This is a genomic window from Streptomyces spinosisporus (genome assembly GCF_022698145.1).
Taxonomy (GTDB): Bacteria; Actinomycetota; Actinomycetes; order Streptomycetales; family Streptomycetaceae; genus Streptomyces; species Streptomyces spinosisporus.
Genome location: NZ_JALDAX010000039.1, coordinates 1 through 13,809, shown reverse-complemented (window position 1 = coordinate 13,809; position 13,809 = coordinate 1). Strand labels below are relative to the sequence as shown.

At 66.3% G+C, this 13,809-nt stretch carries 16 protein-coding genes and 3 pseudogenes; 7 read left to right on the top strand and 12 right to left on the bottom strand.

Going from position 1 to position 13,809, the window contains the following annotated elements:
• Nucleotides 1–53: 53 nt before the first annotated feature.
• Nucleotides 54–323: a helix-turn-helix domain-containing protein gene (locus tag MQN93_RS44525; RefSeq protein WP_330280854.1), complete on the bottom strand. Its 270-nt coding sequence runs from the start codon at nucleotides 321–323 to the stop codon at nucleotides 54–56.
• Nucleotides 324–329: 6 nt separating this feature from the next.
• Nucleotides 330–1,232: a LysR family transcriptional regulator gene (locus MQN93_RS43280; RefSeq protein ID WP_242713853.1), complete on the bottom strand. Its 903-nt coding sequence runs from the start codon at nucleotides 1,230–1,232 to the stop codon at nucleotides 330–332.
• A gap of 75 nt (nucleotides 1,233–1,307) precedes the next feature.
• On the opposite strand from MQN93_RS43280, the gene MQN93_RS44140 reads away from it, so the two are divergent.
• Entirely contained in the window at nucleotides 1,308–2,042 is a 735-nt protein-coding gene (locus MQN93_RS44140; RefSeq protein ID WP_278191843.1) for a 1-aminocyclopropane-1-carboxylate deaminase/D-cysteine desulfhydrase, read from the top strand.
• A complete protein-coding gene (locus tag MQN93_RS44135) occupies nucleotides 2,039–2,713 on the top strand; it encodes a pyridoxal-phosphate dependent enzyme (protein WP_278191842.1) in 675 nt (224 codons plus the stop codon). The genes MQN93_RS44140 and MQN93_RS44135 overlap by 4 nt, the downstream gene beginning before the upstream one ends.
• Here MQN93_RS44135 and MQN93_RS44130 read toward each other — a convergent pair.
• The 4 genes and pseudogenes from MQN93_RS44130 to MQN93_RS43260 form a co-directional block, all read right to left on the bottom strand.
• Nucleotides 2,673–3,269 (bottom strand): annotated as a pseudogene (locus MQN93_RS44130) (transposase). The gene MQN93_RS44135 and the pseudogene MQN93_RS44130 sit on opposite strands and share 41 nt — an antisense overlap.
• A 38-nt stretch (nucleotides 3,270–3,307) precedes the next feature.
• A complete protein-coding gene (locus tag MQN93_RS44125) occupies nucleotides 3,308–3,838 on the bottom strand; it encodes a transposase (RefSeq protein WP_278191841.1) in 531 nt (176 codons plus the stop codon).
• 24 nt (nucleotides 3,839–3,862) lie between these two features.
• Entirely contained in the window at nucleotides 3,863–4,078 is a 216-nt protein-coding gene (locus MQN93_RS43265) for a hypothetical protein (RefSeq protein ID WP_242713852.1), read from the bottom strand.
• 155 nt (nucleotides 4,079–4,233) lie between these two features.
• Nucleotides 4,234–4,854 carry a hypothetical protein gene (locus MQN93_RS43260; RefSeq protein ID WP_242713851.1) on the bottom strand — a complete coding sequence of 207 codons (621 nt, stop codon included), beginning with the start codon at nucleotides 4,852–4,854 and terminating at the stop codon, nucleotides 4,234–4,236.
• A gap of 186 nt (nucleotides 4,855–5,040) precedes the next feature.
• Between MQN93_RS43260 and MQN93_RS43255 the strand changes: the two genes are divergently transcribed.
• Nucleotides 5,041–6,075 carry a hypothetical protein gene (locus tag MQN93_RS43255; protein WP_242713850.1) on the top strand — a complete coding sequence of 345 codons (1,035 nt, stop codon included), beginning with the start codon at nucleotides 5,041–5,043 and terminating at the stop codon, nucleotides 6,073–6,075.
• Here MQN93_RS43255 and MQN93_RS44520 read toward each other — a convergent pair.
• Nucleotides 5,976–6,884, bottom strand: a complete 909-nt coding sequence (locus tag MQN93_RS44520; RefSeq protein ID WP_372504539.1) for a transposase — start codon at nucleotides 6,882–6,884, stop codon at nucleotides 5,976–5,978. The genes MQN93_RS43255 and MQN93_RS44520 overlap by 100 nt on opposite strands.
• A gap of 290 nt (nucleotides 6,885–7,174) precedes the next feature.
• A pseudogene (locus MQN93_RS44515) lies at nucleotides 7,175–7,489 on the bottom strand (ISL3 family transposase); the annotation flags it as partial.
• A 513-nt stretch (nucleotides 7,490–8,002) separates the two neighbouring features.
• Here MQN93_RS44515 and MQN93_RS43245 point away from each other — a divergent pair.
• Entirely contained in the window at nucleotides 8,003–8,389 is a 387-nt protein-coding gene (locus MQN93_RS43245; RefSeq protein WP_242713848.1) for a hypothetical protein, read from the top strand.
• 474 nt (nucleotides 8,390–8,863) lie between these two features.
• Nucleotides 8,864–9,142, top strand: coding sequence for an ANTAR domain-containing protein (locus MQN93_RS43240; protein ID WP_242713847.1), 279 nt, complete (start codon nucleotides 8,864–8,866; stop codon nucleotides 9,140–9,142).
• A 259-nt stretch (nucleotides 9,143–9,401) separates the two neighbouring features.
• Here the strand turns inward: MQN93_RS43240 and MQN93_RS43235 are convergent, their stop codons facing one another.
• Both MQN93_RS43235 and MQN93_RS43230 read right to left on the bottom strand, forming a co-directional pair.
• A complete protein-coding gene (locus MQN93_RS43235) occupies nucleotides 9,402–9,602 on the bottom strand; it encodes a hypothetical protein (RefSeq protein WP_242713846.1) in 201 nt (66 codons plus the stop codon).
• A 505-nt stretch (nucleotides 9,603–10,107) separates the two neighbouring features.
• Nucleotides 10,108–10,572 carry an RICIN domain-containing protein gene (locus MQN93_RS43230; RefSeq protein WP_242713845.1) on the bottom strand — a complete coding sequence of 155 codons (465 nt, stop codon included), beginning with the start codon at nucleotides 10,570–10,572 and terminating at the stop codon, nucleotides 10,108–10,110.
• A gap of 197 nt (nucleotides 10,573–10,769) precedes the next feature.
• On the opposite strand from MQN93_RS43230, the pseudogene MQN93_RS43225 reads away from it, so the two are divergent.
• Nucleotides 10,770–11,365: pseudogene (locus MQN93_RS43225) on the top strand (IS5 family transposase); the annotation flags it as partial.
• Between the two features lie 9 nt (nucleotides 11,366–11,374).
• Here MQN93_RS43225 and MQN93_RS43220 read toward each other — a convergent pair.
• On the bottom strand, nucleotides 11,375–11,734 hold the full coding sequence (locus MQN93_RS43220; protein ID WP_242713844.1) for a hypothetical protein: 360 nt from the start codon (nucleotides 11,732–11,734) through the stop codon (nucleotides 11,375–11,377).
• A 245-nt stretch (nucleotides 11,735–11,979) separates the two neighbouring features.
• Nucleotides 11,980–12,300 carry a hypothetical protein gene (locus MQN93_RS43215; protein WP_242713843.1) on the bottom strand — a complete coding sequence of 107 codons (321 nt, stop codon included), beginning with the start codon at nucleotides 12,298–12,300 and terminating at the stop codon, nucleotides 11,980–11,982.
• Between the two features lie 298 nt (nucleotides 12,301–12,598).
• Between MQN93_RS43215 and MQN93_RS43210 the strand changes: the two genes are divergently transcribed.
• Nucleotides 12,599–13,525: an AraC-like ligand-binding domain-containing protein gene (locus tag MQN93_RS43210; RefSeq protein ID WP_242713842.1), complete on the top strand. Its 927-nt coding sequence runs from the start codon at nucleotides 12,599–12,601 to the stop codon at nucleotides 13,523–13,525.
• Nucleotides 13,526–13,809: the final 284 nt, after the last annotated feature.

Sequence of the window (13,809 nt, the reverse complement as noted above, 5' to 3'; positions counted from 1 at the left end):
CCTCTAAGGGGTAGCCGGGTGGCGGAAGCGCGGAAGCCAATGGTTCAGTGCGGTCATCGGGCCGCCTCCGTGGCCCATGGACGCGGCGACTGGCCCGTTCGCTGCGCGAACGTCCTTGAGAAGGCCGCGGCGCTGGAGCACTCCAGGGAGTTGACCGTACGCACGATGGAGTCGCCTGCTCGCAGCCGTTCCTGGGCGACAGTCACCCGCCACCCGGTGAGGTAGTCATTGAAGGTCTGGCCGACCATGTCCCGGAAGGCGGCCGCGAAGAAGCTCGCGAGAGTCCCGCTTGGCCGGCCATCGCGGCGAGGTTCCAGCCGCACGGCACTTCAGACTTCCGCGGCCGTCTCCCGCAAGTACGTCTCCAGCCGCCTGATCGATGCGCTCACGCCCCTCGTATCGAGCCGGCAGGTGTAAAGACGACGGACGATGGCGGGCTGCCGCAAGGGCCGAACCACGACACTCGCCGGAGCGTCCAACAGCAACAACCGCGGCAACAGCGCGACACCGAGCCCCGCCGCAACGAGATTGAGCGCCGTGCGGAAGTCCATGCCGTCGAAGTCCAAACGCTGGCCGCTTCCCCGGACACCGCCGAGCGGCGAGGCCGCCAAGTCGCGGAAGTCGACGGCGGTGTTGATCCACGCGTCCGACGGCAGATCGTTGGGGGTGACACTGGCGGATCCGGCCAGAGGATGACCGGCGGGAAGCACGACCATGATCGGATCGTCCACGAGGTGCTCCTGCAGGAGCCCGGCGGGCACGGGCCCGGGAGCGTGCTCGTAGTCGAAGGTGACCGCCAGGTCAATCTCTCCCCGGAACAGCAGCGCATGCGTTTCGCGCTGCTCAAGCTCGCGCAGCGTCAGCTGAAGCGCCGGATAAGTCGCACGCAAGCGTGCGAGCGCGGGCGGGACGATGGAGGCCGCCGCCGAGATGAACGCGCCGAGCCGCACCTCGCCACCGGTACCGTCCGCCAGAGCATCGAGTTCGGCAGCAGCGCGAGTCATCGACACGCTGATCGCGGCCTCGGTGTCGAGCAGGACCTGCCCGGCCTCCGTCGCGCGGACCGGCCGCCGGACCACGACCCGCGCGCCGACCCGCCGTTCCAGCTCCGCAATCTGCTGCGAGACCGCGGACTGGGTGTACCCCAGCTCGTCCGCAGCAGCCGCGAACGAGCCGAGCCGCACGACAGCCTCCAGGGTCACCAGGTGCCTGGGATCGAACAACCACGACATGAACTTAAGGCTAGCTTATCGACCAAGAAGAACTCATTGTTTGAATTAATGCAGGCATGTGGCGAGGCTGGACGCATGGACATCACGCAATTCGACGCCGCGATCAGCAAACTCCCCCGACGCCGGGTCGGTTTCTACCCCACCCCGTTCCACGCCCTGCCCAACCTGTCGGCGGCGTACGGAAGGAACTTCTTCCTCAAGCGCGAGGACCTGGCAGGGCCGAGCGCGATCAGCGGCAGCAAGATGCGGCTGGCCGAATTCATCTTGGGAAGGGCCCTCGAAAACGGCGTGACGCACGTCATCACCCAGGGCGCCTACCTGACCAACTCGGGCCTGCAGTTCGCCGCCGCCTGCCTGAGCGCAGGCATCACACCGATCCTGGTGCTGACGCGGAACGTGCCCCGGCATGGCGAACTCGGCGAGTTCCGCGGCAACTATCTGCTCAACAAGACGATGGGGGTCGAAACCCACGTCATCAACATCAGCGGCAACGAATGGCATGCCCCGAACGAGGCTGCACGGGTCACCGACACCATCGCCGCACGCAAAGCAGAGCTGGACGCGCAGGGACACAAGGTCCTCGTGGTCGGAGCCGGAGGCGCGCACCCCGACGGCTACATCGCGCACGCCGTGACGCTCCGGGAAATACTCGAACAGTCCGACGCCGCAGGAGTCGAACTCGACCACGTCTACCACACGATCGGCACCGGGACCGCGCTACCGGGGATGCTGGCAGCCAAGCTGAGCCTGGGACACCGGTCAAGCTCCGGTCCATCGCCATCCAGCGTCTCGACGACGAAAACCGGATGAACCGTGGCGTCATCGTCGAACGCACCACGGCAGTCCTGGCCACCCTGGGTGCACCGGTACCCGACGACGCGACGATCCGAGCCGAGATCGACATCGACCAGCGCTTCATCGGCGAGGAATACGCCGTCGCGTCCCCCGAAAGCACAGCAGCCATCCGCGAACTGGCCCGGGCAGAGGGCGTCTTCGTCGGCCCCGTCTACACCGGCAAGGGACTCGCCGGAATGCTCGACCACGCCCGCAGCGGACAGCTCCCCGCCAACAGCAACGTCGCCTTCCTGCACACCGGAGACACCGGCAACCTGTTCGAAATCCCCCCAAGTCGTCGGCCCCATCACCGGCTGACCCCGCAGCCCACCGGCATCGAACAGGCCCCCCCTCAGACCCGCCCGCGCGATGAGCCGTCAGCACCCGTCTGGCGGCCCATCCAAGACCCTGAGCAGAACATTCGGCCGGATGGACACCAACCGCCCTACACTCGGCCCGCACCCGCACCCGCACCCGCACCCGCACCCGCACCGGGACTGCCAAACAAGTGGTGCAACCGGGTAGTCGCGATCACTGACCGGCCGCTGAAAGGCGGCCGCCGAAGGCGATACCGAACGCGCTCTGCATCTGGCTCCACCGCCTGGGTCAGCAGGCCTGACCTTTGCCGGTGGCATCGAGGGACATGATCGCCATGCAGACGCACTTCAACACGGCCTGCTCGTCGGGCAAGTGCCCGCGGGCCTTCACTGCCCGACGGATCCGCGCGTTCACCGACTCGATCGCATTCGTGGTGCAGACGATGCGGCGGATCTCGGTGTCGAATCGCAGGACTGGGATGAACTCCCCCCAGGCATTCTCCCAGAGTTTCACGACGGCCGGATATTTCCGGGCCCCAGGCATCGGCAAACTCGGCGAACCGGTCCAGGGCGGCCTCCTCGGTCGGAGCGGTGTAGACCGGCTTGCGTGTTTGGCGGTCTTGTCCCAGTCCTGGCGTGCCGCGTAACGGAACGAGTTCCGCAGCAGGTGGACCGCTCAGGTCTGCACGATCGTCCTCGGCCAGACGGCCTCCACCGCTTCGGGCAGGCCCTCCAGCCCCTCGCAGACCAGCATGAACACGTCGGTGACGCCGCGATTTGTGACCTCGGTGAGAATGTGCAGCCAGTGCTTGACGCCCTCGCCGCCGTCACCGGCCCACAACCCCAGCAGCCCGCGCCCGCCCTCGCTGGTGACGGCCAGAGCCACACAGATCGGCCGATTGGCCACCGCGCCATCACGGATCTTCACGTCGATGGCGTCAGACGACCGGATAGACGGCGTCGAGGGGACGGCCCCTGCCATTCGGCCATGCCCTCCAGCACCTTGTCTGTGATGGTAGAGATAATCCGGCGGGAGACGTCGGCGCCATAGACCTCCGCCGCACCGGCACGCAGGTGGGCCTGGACCTCGCCGGTGGTCAGGCCTTTCACGGCCAGCGAGATGACCCTCTCGTCGACGCCGGCCAGACGCTTCTGCCGCTTCCTGACGATCTTCGGTTCGAAGGAACCGTCACGGTCGCGGGGCGCGGCTATCCCCACCGGGCCGACCCCGGTCAGCACGGTCTTGGAGCTTCTGCCGTCGCGGGAGTTGCCGCCGATCTCCCCGGCCGCATCGTGCTTGCCGTAGCCGAAATGGCCGGTGACCTCGCCTACCAGGACGGACTCCACCAGCCGCTTGGCCAGCCGCTGCAACAGCCCGCCCCCGCCAGTCGCCTGCACGCCCTCAGCCTGAGCCCGACCCACCAGCTCCTCGATCAAACGGTCGTCACTGGTCATCGATGCATCATCCATGATCGGGAGTTACACCGAACGTCTTACAGTCCTACCAGTGCTCTTCTTCGCGGTCTTCGCGGCGGTCGTCTTCTTGGCGGTCTTCGCCGTCTTCTTGGCCGCCGTCTTCTTCGCGGTCTTCTTGGCCGTGATCTTCTTCGCCCGGGACAGGTCGTGCACGTCGGCGTCCCCCGCCTCCCCGCGGAAGGCCCGCGCCTGCTGCACCGACTCCTGCAGGGCGGCCATCAACTCCAGCGACCCATCACCGACGCTGGAGGTGCCCTGACCAGCGTCCTCAGACCGGGCCAGGCCCCGCCTGCAGACTGGGCAACCGGGGATCCGCCATCCGTAGCGCCCGAGGCAGCTGTGCGCGTAGAGGCGCTGGCCCGCGGTCGCGTGCGCTATCCACCGGTCTGCGCACCCGTGGTTGAGCTGCCATCGTCCCCGGCAGGAGTGGTGTCCAAGGATTCTCCGTACGCGATGAGACGGCGGTTCACTTCCTCAAGGTGATCTCTCAGCACCTTCTGGCGGTTGTCGTCGACGTAGGCGTTCCTGCCGATCCGCGCCAGCACGCCGACGATGACGGCAAGGACCAGGGCCCCCACAGACACCATGGTGGTGAGGAAGACGAAAGAGGCCAGTTCCGGCGCCGGGCCGTGATGAGGGGTCGCCGACCATCGAAGGATCCTGGCGATGGTCAGCACGATGAGCAGGGACAGCGTCGCCCAGAGCGTTCCGGTGATACCGAACTTGAGCACGTCGTTCCTGCCGCGCCCCGCCGCCTGGCGGTGCAGCAGGGTTGTCTCGCGCAGCGTGGCCAGCTCCTGCCGCGTAGGCTCCTCGCCGGCCTTCAGACGCGCTATGACCGTGTCCTGAGCGGCCCACCTACGCTCTATCGACGTCAGCACGGGCGTGGTCCACTCTCGAAGCAGACGCTCGAATTGAACGGTAGCGATCACTTGGACGGCGGCCATGATGGACGTCGTGATCGCGGCATAGTCATCGGTCATCGCCCAGTCCACCAGTGCTCCCCCTCAGCAGGCTGCTCCGTGCCAAACGCACCGTACCGAGCAGCTGGCACTGACGAGAACCGGTCGTCCCTGCCGCCCACGCTACGTTCCGCGTCCGACTGCATTGCTGTCGGCGGTGAGTGCCGAGGAGGACCGCGCCCAAACACCGATCGGATTGGACTGCCAAGATGTGGCATCGTGATCGGTGGTCTATGGAAGCACCTCGTACGCAAGACACGTCGTGACGCCGACAAGGCGATCGCACAGCTGGACGGCAGTCTTTCGACGCTCGGCCTGCCTCCGGCGCCCGGGAGGGTCAGGGTCGCACTCCGCATGCACTGCTTCCTGGTACCACTGGTGGTTCCTGTCCAGGTGCTCGGGACGCTCTGGGTGACATGGTGGGCGGCCAAGGGCCTGCATTGGGCCTTGCATGCGGACGTCAAAGGACAGGCCGGCGACCTTGAGAGGGCCTTCACCGCGGCGAGCCCGTTTCACTCCTGGCCCGGTGACTTCGCTGCCGCCGTGACTTTCCTCAGCATCGCCTTCGTGGTGCCGGTCTTCATCCTCTTCCTCTTTGCCTACACCATCGGACCGTTCATCGTCGCATGCGGGTTCATGCTGGGTCGGCCCTGGGGTGCTGTGCCGGTCACGACCGTACGACGCCGCGTCCAGCCCATTGCCTTGCTGGCACGGGCGGTTGACGGGTGCGCGAAGGCTCACCGCTCTCCGTGGCGCCATCGTCCCCGCGAACTACGCCTTCTCGCACGTCAGTTGAGAAGCACAGAAGCCGAGATCATGAAGCTGCACCGGTCCAGCGGCCATCTCATCGCTCGCTCGCACCGCCGCCGCCTCCTCAAGACGCACGCCGGCCTCGTCGTCTCGGCGCTGCACCGCGCGGAGGCACGCATCGACAACGAGGGCACACAGGCCCTGTCCGAGCTTGCAAGTCTCCTCATGACCATCGCCCGTCGCGTCGCGGAGGGCCGCATAGGTGCGCTTGTGGACCCCCCTCACCTCGAGGGTCTGTCTCCCGCTCGAGACTGGGAACCCATCAGATTGGCGGCAGCAGCCTCCTTGTTCGCAGCCACCGCCCTGGGTGCGGCCTTCCTGCCTCTGCCCGACGGAGCCCATACTTACCTCGTCGGCGGGTGCGGGGTACTGATTCTGACCCTCCTGTACGGCCGCCGCGCATACCAGCTACTGAACCTACTTGCCTCCATCCGGGGCGGCTGAGCGCAAAACGACCGCGTTTGAGACGGCTGGCGCCTGGTCAGCAGATTTGGCCACTGGCCTCGAATCCGATCGGGGCGGCAACCAGTGAAGGGATCACCGAGAGTCCTGTTGGCGCACAGGTGACAGCAGCGCGCCCGGACTGTTCCGCATATGTCGCAGCCGGGGCGTCCGTGACCTGCTGCGGCCTGCCGTCGTTGCTCGGGTGCACGCAGACGATGGCCATCCCCCGCGAGCTTGTCAACGGCCATGTCGTTCTGGCTCTTCGGCACTTTCCGTGAAGCTCGGGGTCGACGAGCGAGGAGGATGCGTCTCTTGAGCAGGTTGAAGCCGGCCCGGCCATAGTGCTGCCGCTTGAGGAGCTTGATCCTCGTGACGTTGCCCTCGACAGCACCGGAGCTCAGCGGGGGCGTGAGTCCGGCCGTGACGGCCGCGAGATCCTTGCGAAGGCCGTTCGCAAAGGTGCGGATCTCCTTCACCTTGGATTCGTCGGCCTGGGCGAGCCATTCACCGAGCCGGTGACCGTCGAGGCGGCGGAGGATGGTGGCGAAGCCGCGGACCAGGCGGCAGGCCTCGGCATTCTCCGGGCAGCGACCGCACACGTCTTTGAGGTCCTGGCGGGCCTGGTCGTTCTGGTTCTCTGGCCGTCCGATGATCCACCGGACGACATCGGCGACCGCGGGTGGTGGCGGCGGGACGGCTCGGGGGCCGTTGTACCGGGCCAGGGTGTTAAGGAATCGTCGGACGCTCTTGCGGCCCCCGAGGTAGCCGCGGGCGGCGATCTCGTCGCGCAGGTCTGCGCGTTGTCGCATCCCTCGACCCAGCGGCGCGCAGGATACGGCTTGTGGGGAGTCAGTGCACTGGTGCGTCTGGGCCGCTCGCGCATCAGTGACTCGGCGGTGGCGACCTTTGCGTATCGCCTTACCGTTTTGCGGTCGAGCCCGAGACGCGCGCTGACCACGGCGATGGTGAGGCCCTGCTGGAACAGGGCCTGGACGTCGCGGTGCCGTTCTCGGATCTTGCGCCCGTAGGCGGACTCTTCGTCGGACTCCCGGGTCTGGACGGGAGCCGGTTCGATCTCGGGGGGCTTCAGGCAGGAGCGGTGTCGGGTGACGGTCTTTTCCAGGCCGGTGGCGAGGTTGTGGAGCAAGTGCCATCGGCCCGCGACCTGCGGCATTCCGGGCTGCCCGCGTTCGGCGCCCTCGGCGAAGGCACCTCCGCGGTCACGGCAGACCGTGCCGATGTGCGGGTGCTCGCGGAGCCAGCCGGCGAAGGTGTCGGCCGTGTGGTCGGGCAGAACGTCGACGGGGCGGCGGCTGTCCATGTCGATGAGGATGGCGCCGAAGCGCCGGCCCCGGCGGAACGCGAACTCGTCCACACCGAGTACGGTCAGCTCGGGTACTTCCGGCAGGTCCATGGCGCGGATCAGCCGCAGCAGCGTGGGTCCGCTCACCGGGACGGCCAAGTGCTCGGCGAGGCGTTCGCCCGCTTGTCCGCCCAGCGCCAACGCCACCTGTCGCAAGGCCCGTTGGAGTGTCAACTTCCGTGCTTCGGCTCAGCTGGTGTGCCAGGCGTCGACGTCGTCGGGGTTGACCAGGGCAGATGGGAGCTTTCCCCCATCTGCCATCTCCTCCTCGAGGGGGAGGATGTGGCTCGGTCCTCCTGGGGTCCTAAAGCCGGGTCGCTCTCGGGGCCGATCCGCGGCCACAACGTCCGGCCATAGCTTTGGAATGTGAACCGGCCATGGGTGAACGGTTAGTGAGCTGTTCGGCCACCAGACCCGGCAGCACGATGGTGCTGACGGCGACGCAAGTCTCACGGCACTGGATCGGCTGACGGCTGGGCGGTTCCGTGACCAGGCGCGCGTCGCGCGCCCGGCGTCTGCCGGTAGTGCAGAAGCTTCAACGACCTGACAAGAGGACTCGAACTGATGTTGCTCAAACTTGCGGCGGTCGCCGCCGCTGGGGCCATGACCGCCATCGGCATCACAGGATCAGCCACAGCTACACCAGTAAAGGCCCAGACACCTCCCACCGCAGCGGCTTCCTTTGAGAAGGAGTATTTCTACACGACCCAGGACCAGTGGACGCACTGGACACCGGACGCACAGACCTCAAGTCATGCAGGCACGCTGTACAAGGGGGTCAACTACTTCTACTGCTACGTGGAAGGCGCCTGGTACAGCAATGGCAGCTACGGCAGCGTCATCTGGCTGCGCACCGATGACGACACCGGCAATCGCAACGTCTACGTGAGCGACACCAACCTCACTTACAGCGACTTCGTACACGATACGGAGATCCTTCATCACTGCTGAGCGCGGAACGACGCACCGCCCTCGATGAGTTGGGCATGCGCTGGTAGACGCAGCACCGGGAGCCGGAGCGGCGCGGGTGCGGGGTTGAGGCATCCGCGCCGCCTCACGGCGCGAGCCCGGCCGTGCACACGCGAACCGGGCCCTGCGATGGTCTTCGGTCTTCAAGGGTTCTGCAAAGGGTCCCGCCAGCCGTTCATGAACGCCATCCCCCATAAAGGTGAGGCAGAGCTGACGCCGCGTCGGATGTGGGGCTGCGGCCGGTAGTTGTCCGTGACCTGGCGTGGCCTGGCGTCGTTGGGTGGTCGCACGCAGATGCTGACCGTCCCCCGCGAACTTCTGCGATCCACGGAAGGCCCGGCGGCAACTCCTGCAATGGTCCTCCCCGGCACTGGCGGGGGCCAGGGCCGTCTAGGCCCTGCTCCTGGTCTTTGATCCCGGTGGACGGTGTGTGCGTGGCCGGTGAGTCGGGCAGGCGTGGAGCTGCTGCAGGAGAACGAACAGCTCCAGCAGGCGATGGAGAGCCGCCCAGTCATCGATATGGCCCGCGGCGTGGTGATGGCCGGCTACGGCTGCCCTCCGCAAGGGGCGTGGGAGATCCTGGTGACGGTCTCCCAGCACGCCAACATCAAACCGCGTCACGTGGCCGAAGCCGTGACGGCGGCCGCCACCGGCAGGCCGATGCCACACCCCTTGCAGGGGTACCTGGCAGCGGCCGTACGGGAATGGCGGACCGAATCCGAGACAGCCGGGTAACAACATCACGCTCCGCCCCCGGAGAAGCCGCCCTCCTGGGGGGAAACCGTACGCCCTCCCTCTGTCTCCGCTCTGGTCGTCGACATCGGGTGCCGAAGCCACTCTGGCCCGGGCACCGCCCCCAGCCTCTGGTGGCTATGTACGCGAGTAGCGACGTGGGATCGGGAGTCGCGCACTCGCGTGAGTACCTGACGTACGCGACTTCGGAAGTCACCCCCACGTCGGCGGGCGACCTGGGGCGGTCAGTGCGTGCGGCCTCCTACTCGTAGCAGCTGCCACTGCACAGCACGGTGACCATGCCGTTCTCGCCAGCCGCCGGAGAGGCAGTGTCGTGGGTGGTGGCCGCGGGCGTCTTGCTGGTCTCCCAGGGCATGGGGGCGGCCACGGCCTGGGGGGCGAGGGCGATGAAGGCCGCAGTGGCCACGAACACGGCAGCAACCGCACGCTTACGCAGACGCATCTGAACTCCTTGATCCACCAGTGGGGTTCGGCTGTGGGCGCGCCGCTCGGACAACGCCGCCAGCCAGTCTCCACGTGCACGCCACCCAGCGCCAGGGATTCCGGCGGAGTTCGATGCATCTCCATACGATCACCGCGACCGGCAAGCCGTATTACGCCCAGGCCAGACGACCGCTCCGGTGACTCCCGAACTCCTCGACATTGATCACGCGTCGGGGCCCCGGAGCGACTCCCAAAGTCGCGTACAAACGCCTCCCTTTCTCACCTACAAGGGGGTCGGGCCGAAGCACCGATGGTGCACACAAGCCCGGCGTTGGCGGCAGCCAGACCCCCAACGAATCTCTACGACCCACGGAGAGCCCGCCGCCATGCCGACAGCGCGCTGTCTCCTCCGTACGGGCTACCTCTCACGCCCGTGGGCAAGGCGCCTTGTCTCGACTCCGTAAATGGTTTCGGCTTAGACGCAGCCTTCGCCGGGTTGGGCCTCACCCACCCCGGACGTTTCCTCAGGACCAGCTCTCCGCACGGTCGTTCGGGTCGCAGGAACTGAGGTGCATGTATCCACTGTTCGCAGACAAGCATCGACCGCTGAATTGGTTCTTGAAAGCGATGCCGCCGACGCCCTGGTACAGCACGTACCAGCTCTCAGACGTGCTGGTGTTGCAGGGTGATCCCACGATGGTGTCGCCGCCGAGCTCACTGTAATCGAGGCATTTCCCGGTTGCTACGTTCCGCAGCTGTCGGGTGCTGTCGCCCCATACGTGGACACTCCACTGCTGCCAGGCGCCACCGTTGCAGGGATAGGCCCGCACTCCGTCGATGTTGTTGTGGTCGAGGCAGCCTCCCGTGGCCAGGTTGCGGAAGGTCTGCACCGGGTCCGCTTGTGAGGATGCCGACGCGGTGTCGGCTGTAGTGCCGGCGATCAGACAGAGCGCGGCGACCACGCCCGTGCGACGCAAGGTACGGAGCATGCGACGATTCCTCCAGTATGAGAAGAGAGTCCGTCTCGTGGATCGGACTTAGGATGAGCGGCTCGACGGTTCGAGCCGCCGGCACGCTTCTGGCTGCGCGAAGGAGCGTCAACGTCGTTGAACTCCATCGAAATGATGGGGAGAGCCAAGCAAGCGCGCGGCATCTTCGTTCAGCTGGCTCAGTCGCGTGGTTGAGCCTATGGCCCCGCCTGCATGAGCTCCTTCTCGCCGAGCTGCGGCGTGCCCGGCCTGCTGGACATGGACGACTGCGCGATCGACGGCCCGCACGTAAGGGCACTCAAATGGGGGGCGCCTGCAGTACCTCTCCACCCACCCCGGACACCGGGCCTTCGCCAGGCGACCGCAGCCGTCCCGGCAGCTAGCACCATGTGATCGTCGACCGCCACGGCACTCCGCTCGCCATCACACTCACCGGCGGCAACCGGCACGACGTCACCCAACTCATCCCGCTCCTGGATGCGATTCCGCACATTCGGGGCCTGCGCAGCCGTCCCGCCACAAACCGAAGCGCCTCTACGCCGACCGAGGCTACGACTTCCGCAAGTACCGCCGACTCCTGTAGAGCCGCCGCATCGTCCCGAAGATCGTTCGACGCGGCGCCCCGCACGACTCCGGTCTGGGAAAGAGTCGTTGGGTAGTCGAGAGAATCTTTGCCTGGCTGCACCAGTTCAAGCGCCTGCGCATCCGCTACGAGGTACGCCCCGACCTCCACCAAGGACTCCTCCAACTCGCCTGCGCCATCATCTGCTTGAGGGGGCTCCGCGCATTCTGAAATGATCAGTCAGCAGAACACCCAGACGTTGGTGGCGAGGTTGGAGGGGTCTAGCAACCGGTCGGTCCAAGCATCAACTCGATCCCACCTGTTGTCCAGGTAGGTGACGATGAAGTGGTTGCCGTGGGCAGAGGCGAAGTCGAAGTAGTCGTTGATCTGGTGGGAACCGCAGCCGTTCACGTTCCAGACCGATCCGTTCGGGGTCGTGCGACCGCCCGACAGGAAGAGGCACGCCCGTCCGTATTCACAGGTGAAGGACCAGTACCCTCCGTCGTCGGCGGTGGCAGGGCTTCCCGCGAGTACGATCGTGGCTCCCACGGTGGTGGCCAGAGTGGCGGCCCATGCGGTGAATCGGCCGATTGATCGCATTTCAGATCCCCCTTTTTTTCCGGACGGCTGTGCGGGCCGATGCCCACAGTGGTCATTGCGCCGAGCAACCTGAAGACGTCGCGGCGGACGTCGCGTTTGCTGCAGGAAGCCCGTTCCTTCCGTCGTGCGGCCGGTGGTCGGGTGGGCCGGTTGTGCCCGTTTATGCATCAGGCGCGGATGGAGCGACTTCCGGGTCAGAAGGACATCCAGGCGTCACAGCACCATCCCGGACGCCCCTCGGTGGACTAGCACAACACAATGGCTTCGGTGACGACGTTGGTGGGGTCCAGGGTGCGGCCGGTCCAGGCATCAACGTAATCCCACCTGTCATCCCTGTAGACGACCTCCATGGGGTTGCCTTGGGCGATCGCGTAGTCGTAGTGGTCATTGATCGGGTGCTCACCGCAGCCGTCAAGGTTCCAGTACGGTCCCCCCGGGCCACTGCGCAGGCCCGAAAGGTGGAGACACGCTCGTCCGTAATCACACACTTCGCCCCAATACCCGCCGCCGACGGCAGTGGCGGGGCTTCCCGCGAGCACGATCGTGGCTCCCACGGTGGTGGCCAAGGTGGTGGACCATGCGGTGAATCGGCCAATTGATCGCATTTCAGATCCCCCTTTTCCCGGATCACTGTGCCGAGCCGGCACCCGGAGTCGTCTGTGTAGGGTCGCAGGCCTTCTCCAGTGAGCGAGCACACCAGACCCCCGACCTGAAGATTCAGAGTGTGTATGGCTCGTCGATGACCGTACGGGCGATCTTTGTCCCGCGAGCACCAATACGTGCACCGTGACTCCCCAGTTCGTGCACGGTGCACAAACGCGGCAGTAAAGTGACTGTGCGAGTCAGGGGTTGGGGGATATCGGCGTGACTGACAGCAAGGCTTCCCGGTTAAGAGGAACCGAGTCGTTCGAGGCAGTCGCCTCGGCCTTGTTCGCCCCGTTGCGGGTGACCGATCCCGGCCCACAGGGTTTTGAAGCCGTGGTCGACCACGCAGTCATCGGGCCAGTGGTCGTCGCTCGTATCCAGGCCACCGCCGCAACGGTGACACGGGACAATCACAGCATTACCTCCAGTGACGTGGAGTGGATGCATTTTAATCTTCACCACCGCGGCCCGGTCACGGCGACCCAGGATGACCGGACTGCGACGGTAAAACCCGGTGAACTGTTCGCCTGTGACAACACCCGGCCGTATCGGCTCATCGGTGCCGCCCCCAGTGACATGACCGTGCTCTGCGTTCCCCGGGCAAGTCTCGGCAGATACGCGAACTCCATCAGCCGGCGCACGGTGTTCCCCATCCCCACTCAGGACGCGATCGGCGGACTCCTCGGCCACACACTGTCCGCAGTCAACGATGGCCTCCCCCGTCATGGTGTGGCACGCACACATCTGGCCGACGCGCTCACCGCGCTCCTCCTCGCCGCTTTCGCCGACACCACCCCCGAGCGAGCTTCCGTCGCCAGCGACCTCGTTGACCGTATCCGCGCCTACGCACTGGCCCACCTCGGCGACTCCCACCTCGGCGCGGAACGAGTCGCGCGCCAACACCGCATCTCAGTCCGACACCTCCACGCCCTCTTCAAAGGCGGTGACCTGACTTTCGTCGCTTGGGTCCGACATGAACGCCTGCTACGGATCCGACGAGACCTTCTCGACCCCGCCTCCGCGGACATCTCCACGGCGACGATCGCAGCACGATGGGGCATACACGACACCAAACACCTCGGCAGGGCCCTGAAACGCGAGTTTGGCGAAACTGTCAACGACCTACGCCGCAGGCGGATGCACTGACAAGAGCGCGCGAGGCGGAGGCGACGCTGCGCCAACTGGTCGGCCGCGCCATGACCTCGCCGCGGGCGGATGGCGCACAAAGGAAGCAACCCCTGGTGTCAGGCGTCGTCAGGGTCGGCGGCGTCGCCGATGTGGTCGAAGCCTTGCAGCAGGGGCCATGAGTTCCTGGGCGCAGCCGCACCGCCGGGTACATGGGTGTCCCGCTGCGTGCAGGGCGTGCTCGAGGTCGAGCAGTGGCGCGCCGGGCGGGGCTTCCTGACAGTCCGGCGTGTGCAGGACGGAGC

Excerpts from the sequence above, each read along its gene's own strand:
- MQN93_RS43280 (WP_242713853.1), bottom strand. The coding sequence starts at position 1,232 with ATGTCGTGGTTGTTCGATCCCAGGCACCTGGTGACCCTGGAGGCTGTC.
- MQN93_RS43245 (WP_242713848.1), top strand. The coding sequence starts at position 8,003 with ATGTTGCTCAAACTTGCGGCGGTCGCCGCCGCTGGGGCCATGACCGCC.
- MQN93_RS43230 (WP_242713845.1), bottom strand. The coding sequence starts at position 10,572 with ATGCTCCGTACCTTGCGTCGCACGGGCGTGGTCGCCGCGCTCTGTCTG.
- MQN93_RS43235 (WP_242713846.1), bottom strand. The coding sequence starts at position 9,602 with ATGCGTCTGCGTAAGCGTGCGGTTGCTGCCGTGTTCGTGGCCACTGCG.
- MQN93_RS44125 (WP_278191841.1), bottom strand. The coding sequence starts at position 3,838 with ATGACCAGTGACGACCGTTTGATCGAGGAGCTGGTGGGTCGGGCTCAG.
- MQN93_RS43265 (WP_242713852.1), bottom strand. The coding sequence starts at position 4,078 with ATGGCCGCCCTGCAGGAGTCGGTGCAGCAGGCGCGGGCCTTCCGCGGG.
- MQN93_RS44520 (WP_372504539.1), bottom strand. The coding sequence starts at position 6,884 with ATGCGACAACGCGCAGACCTGCGCGACGAGATCGCCGCCCGCGGCTAC.
- MQN93_RS44135 (WP_278191842.1), top strand. The coding sequence starts at position 2,039 with ATGAACCGTGGCGTCATCGTCGAACGCACCACGGCAGTCCTGGCCACC.
- MQN93_RS44140 (WP_278191843.1), top strand. The coding sequence starts at position 1,308 with ATGGACATCACGCAATTCGACGCCGCGATCAGCAAACTCCCCCGACGC.
- MQN93_RS43220 (WP_242713844.1), bottom strand. The coding sequence starts at position 11,734 with ATGCGATCAATCGGCCGATTCACCGCATGGGCCGCCACTCTGGCCACC.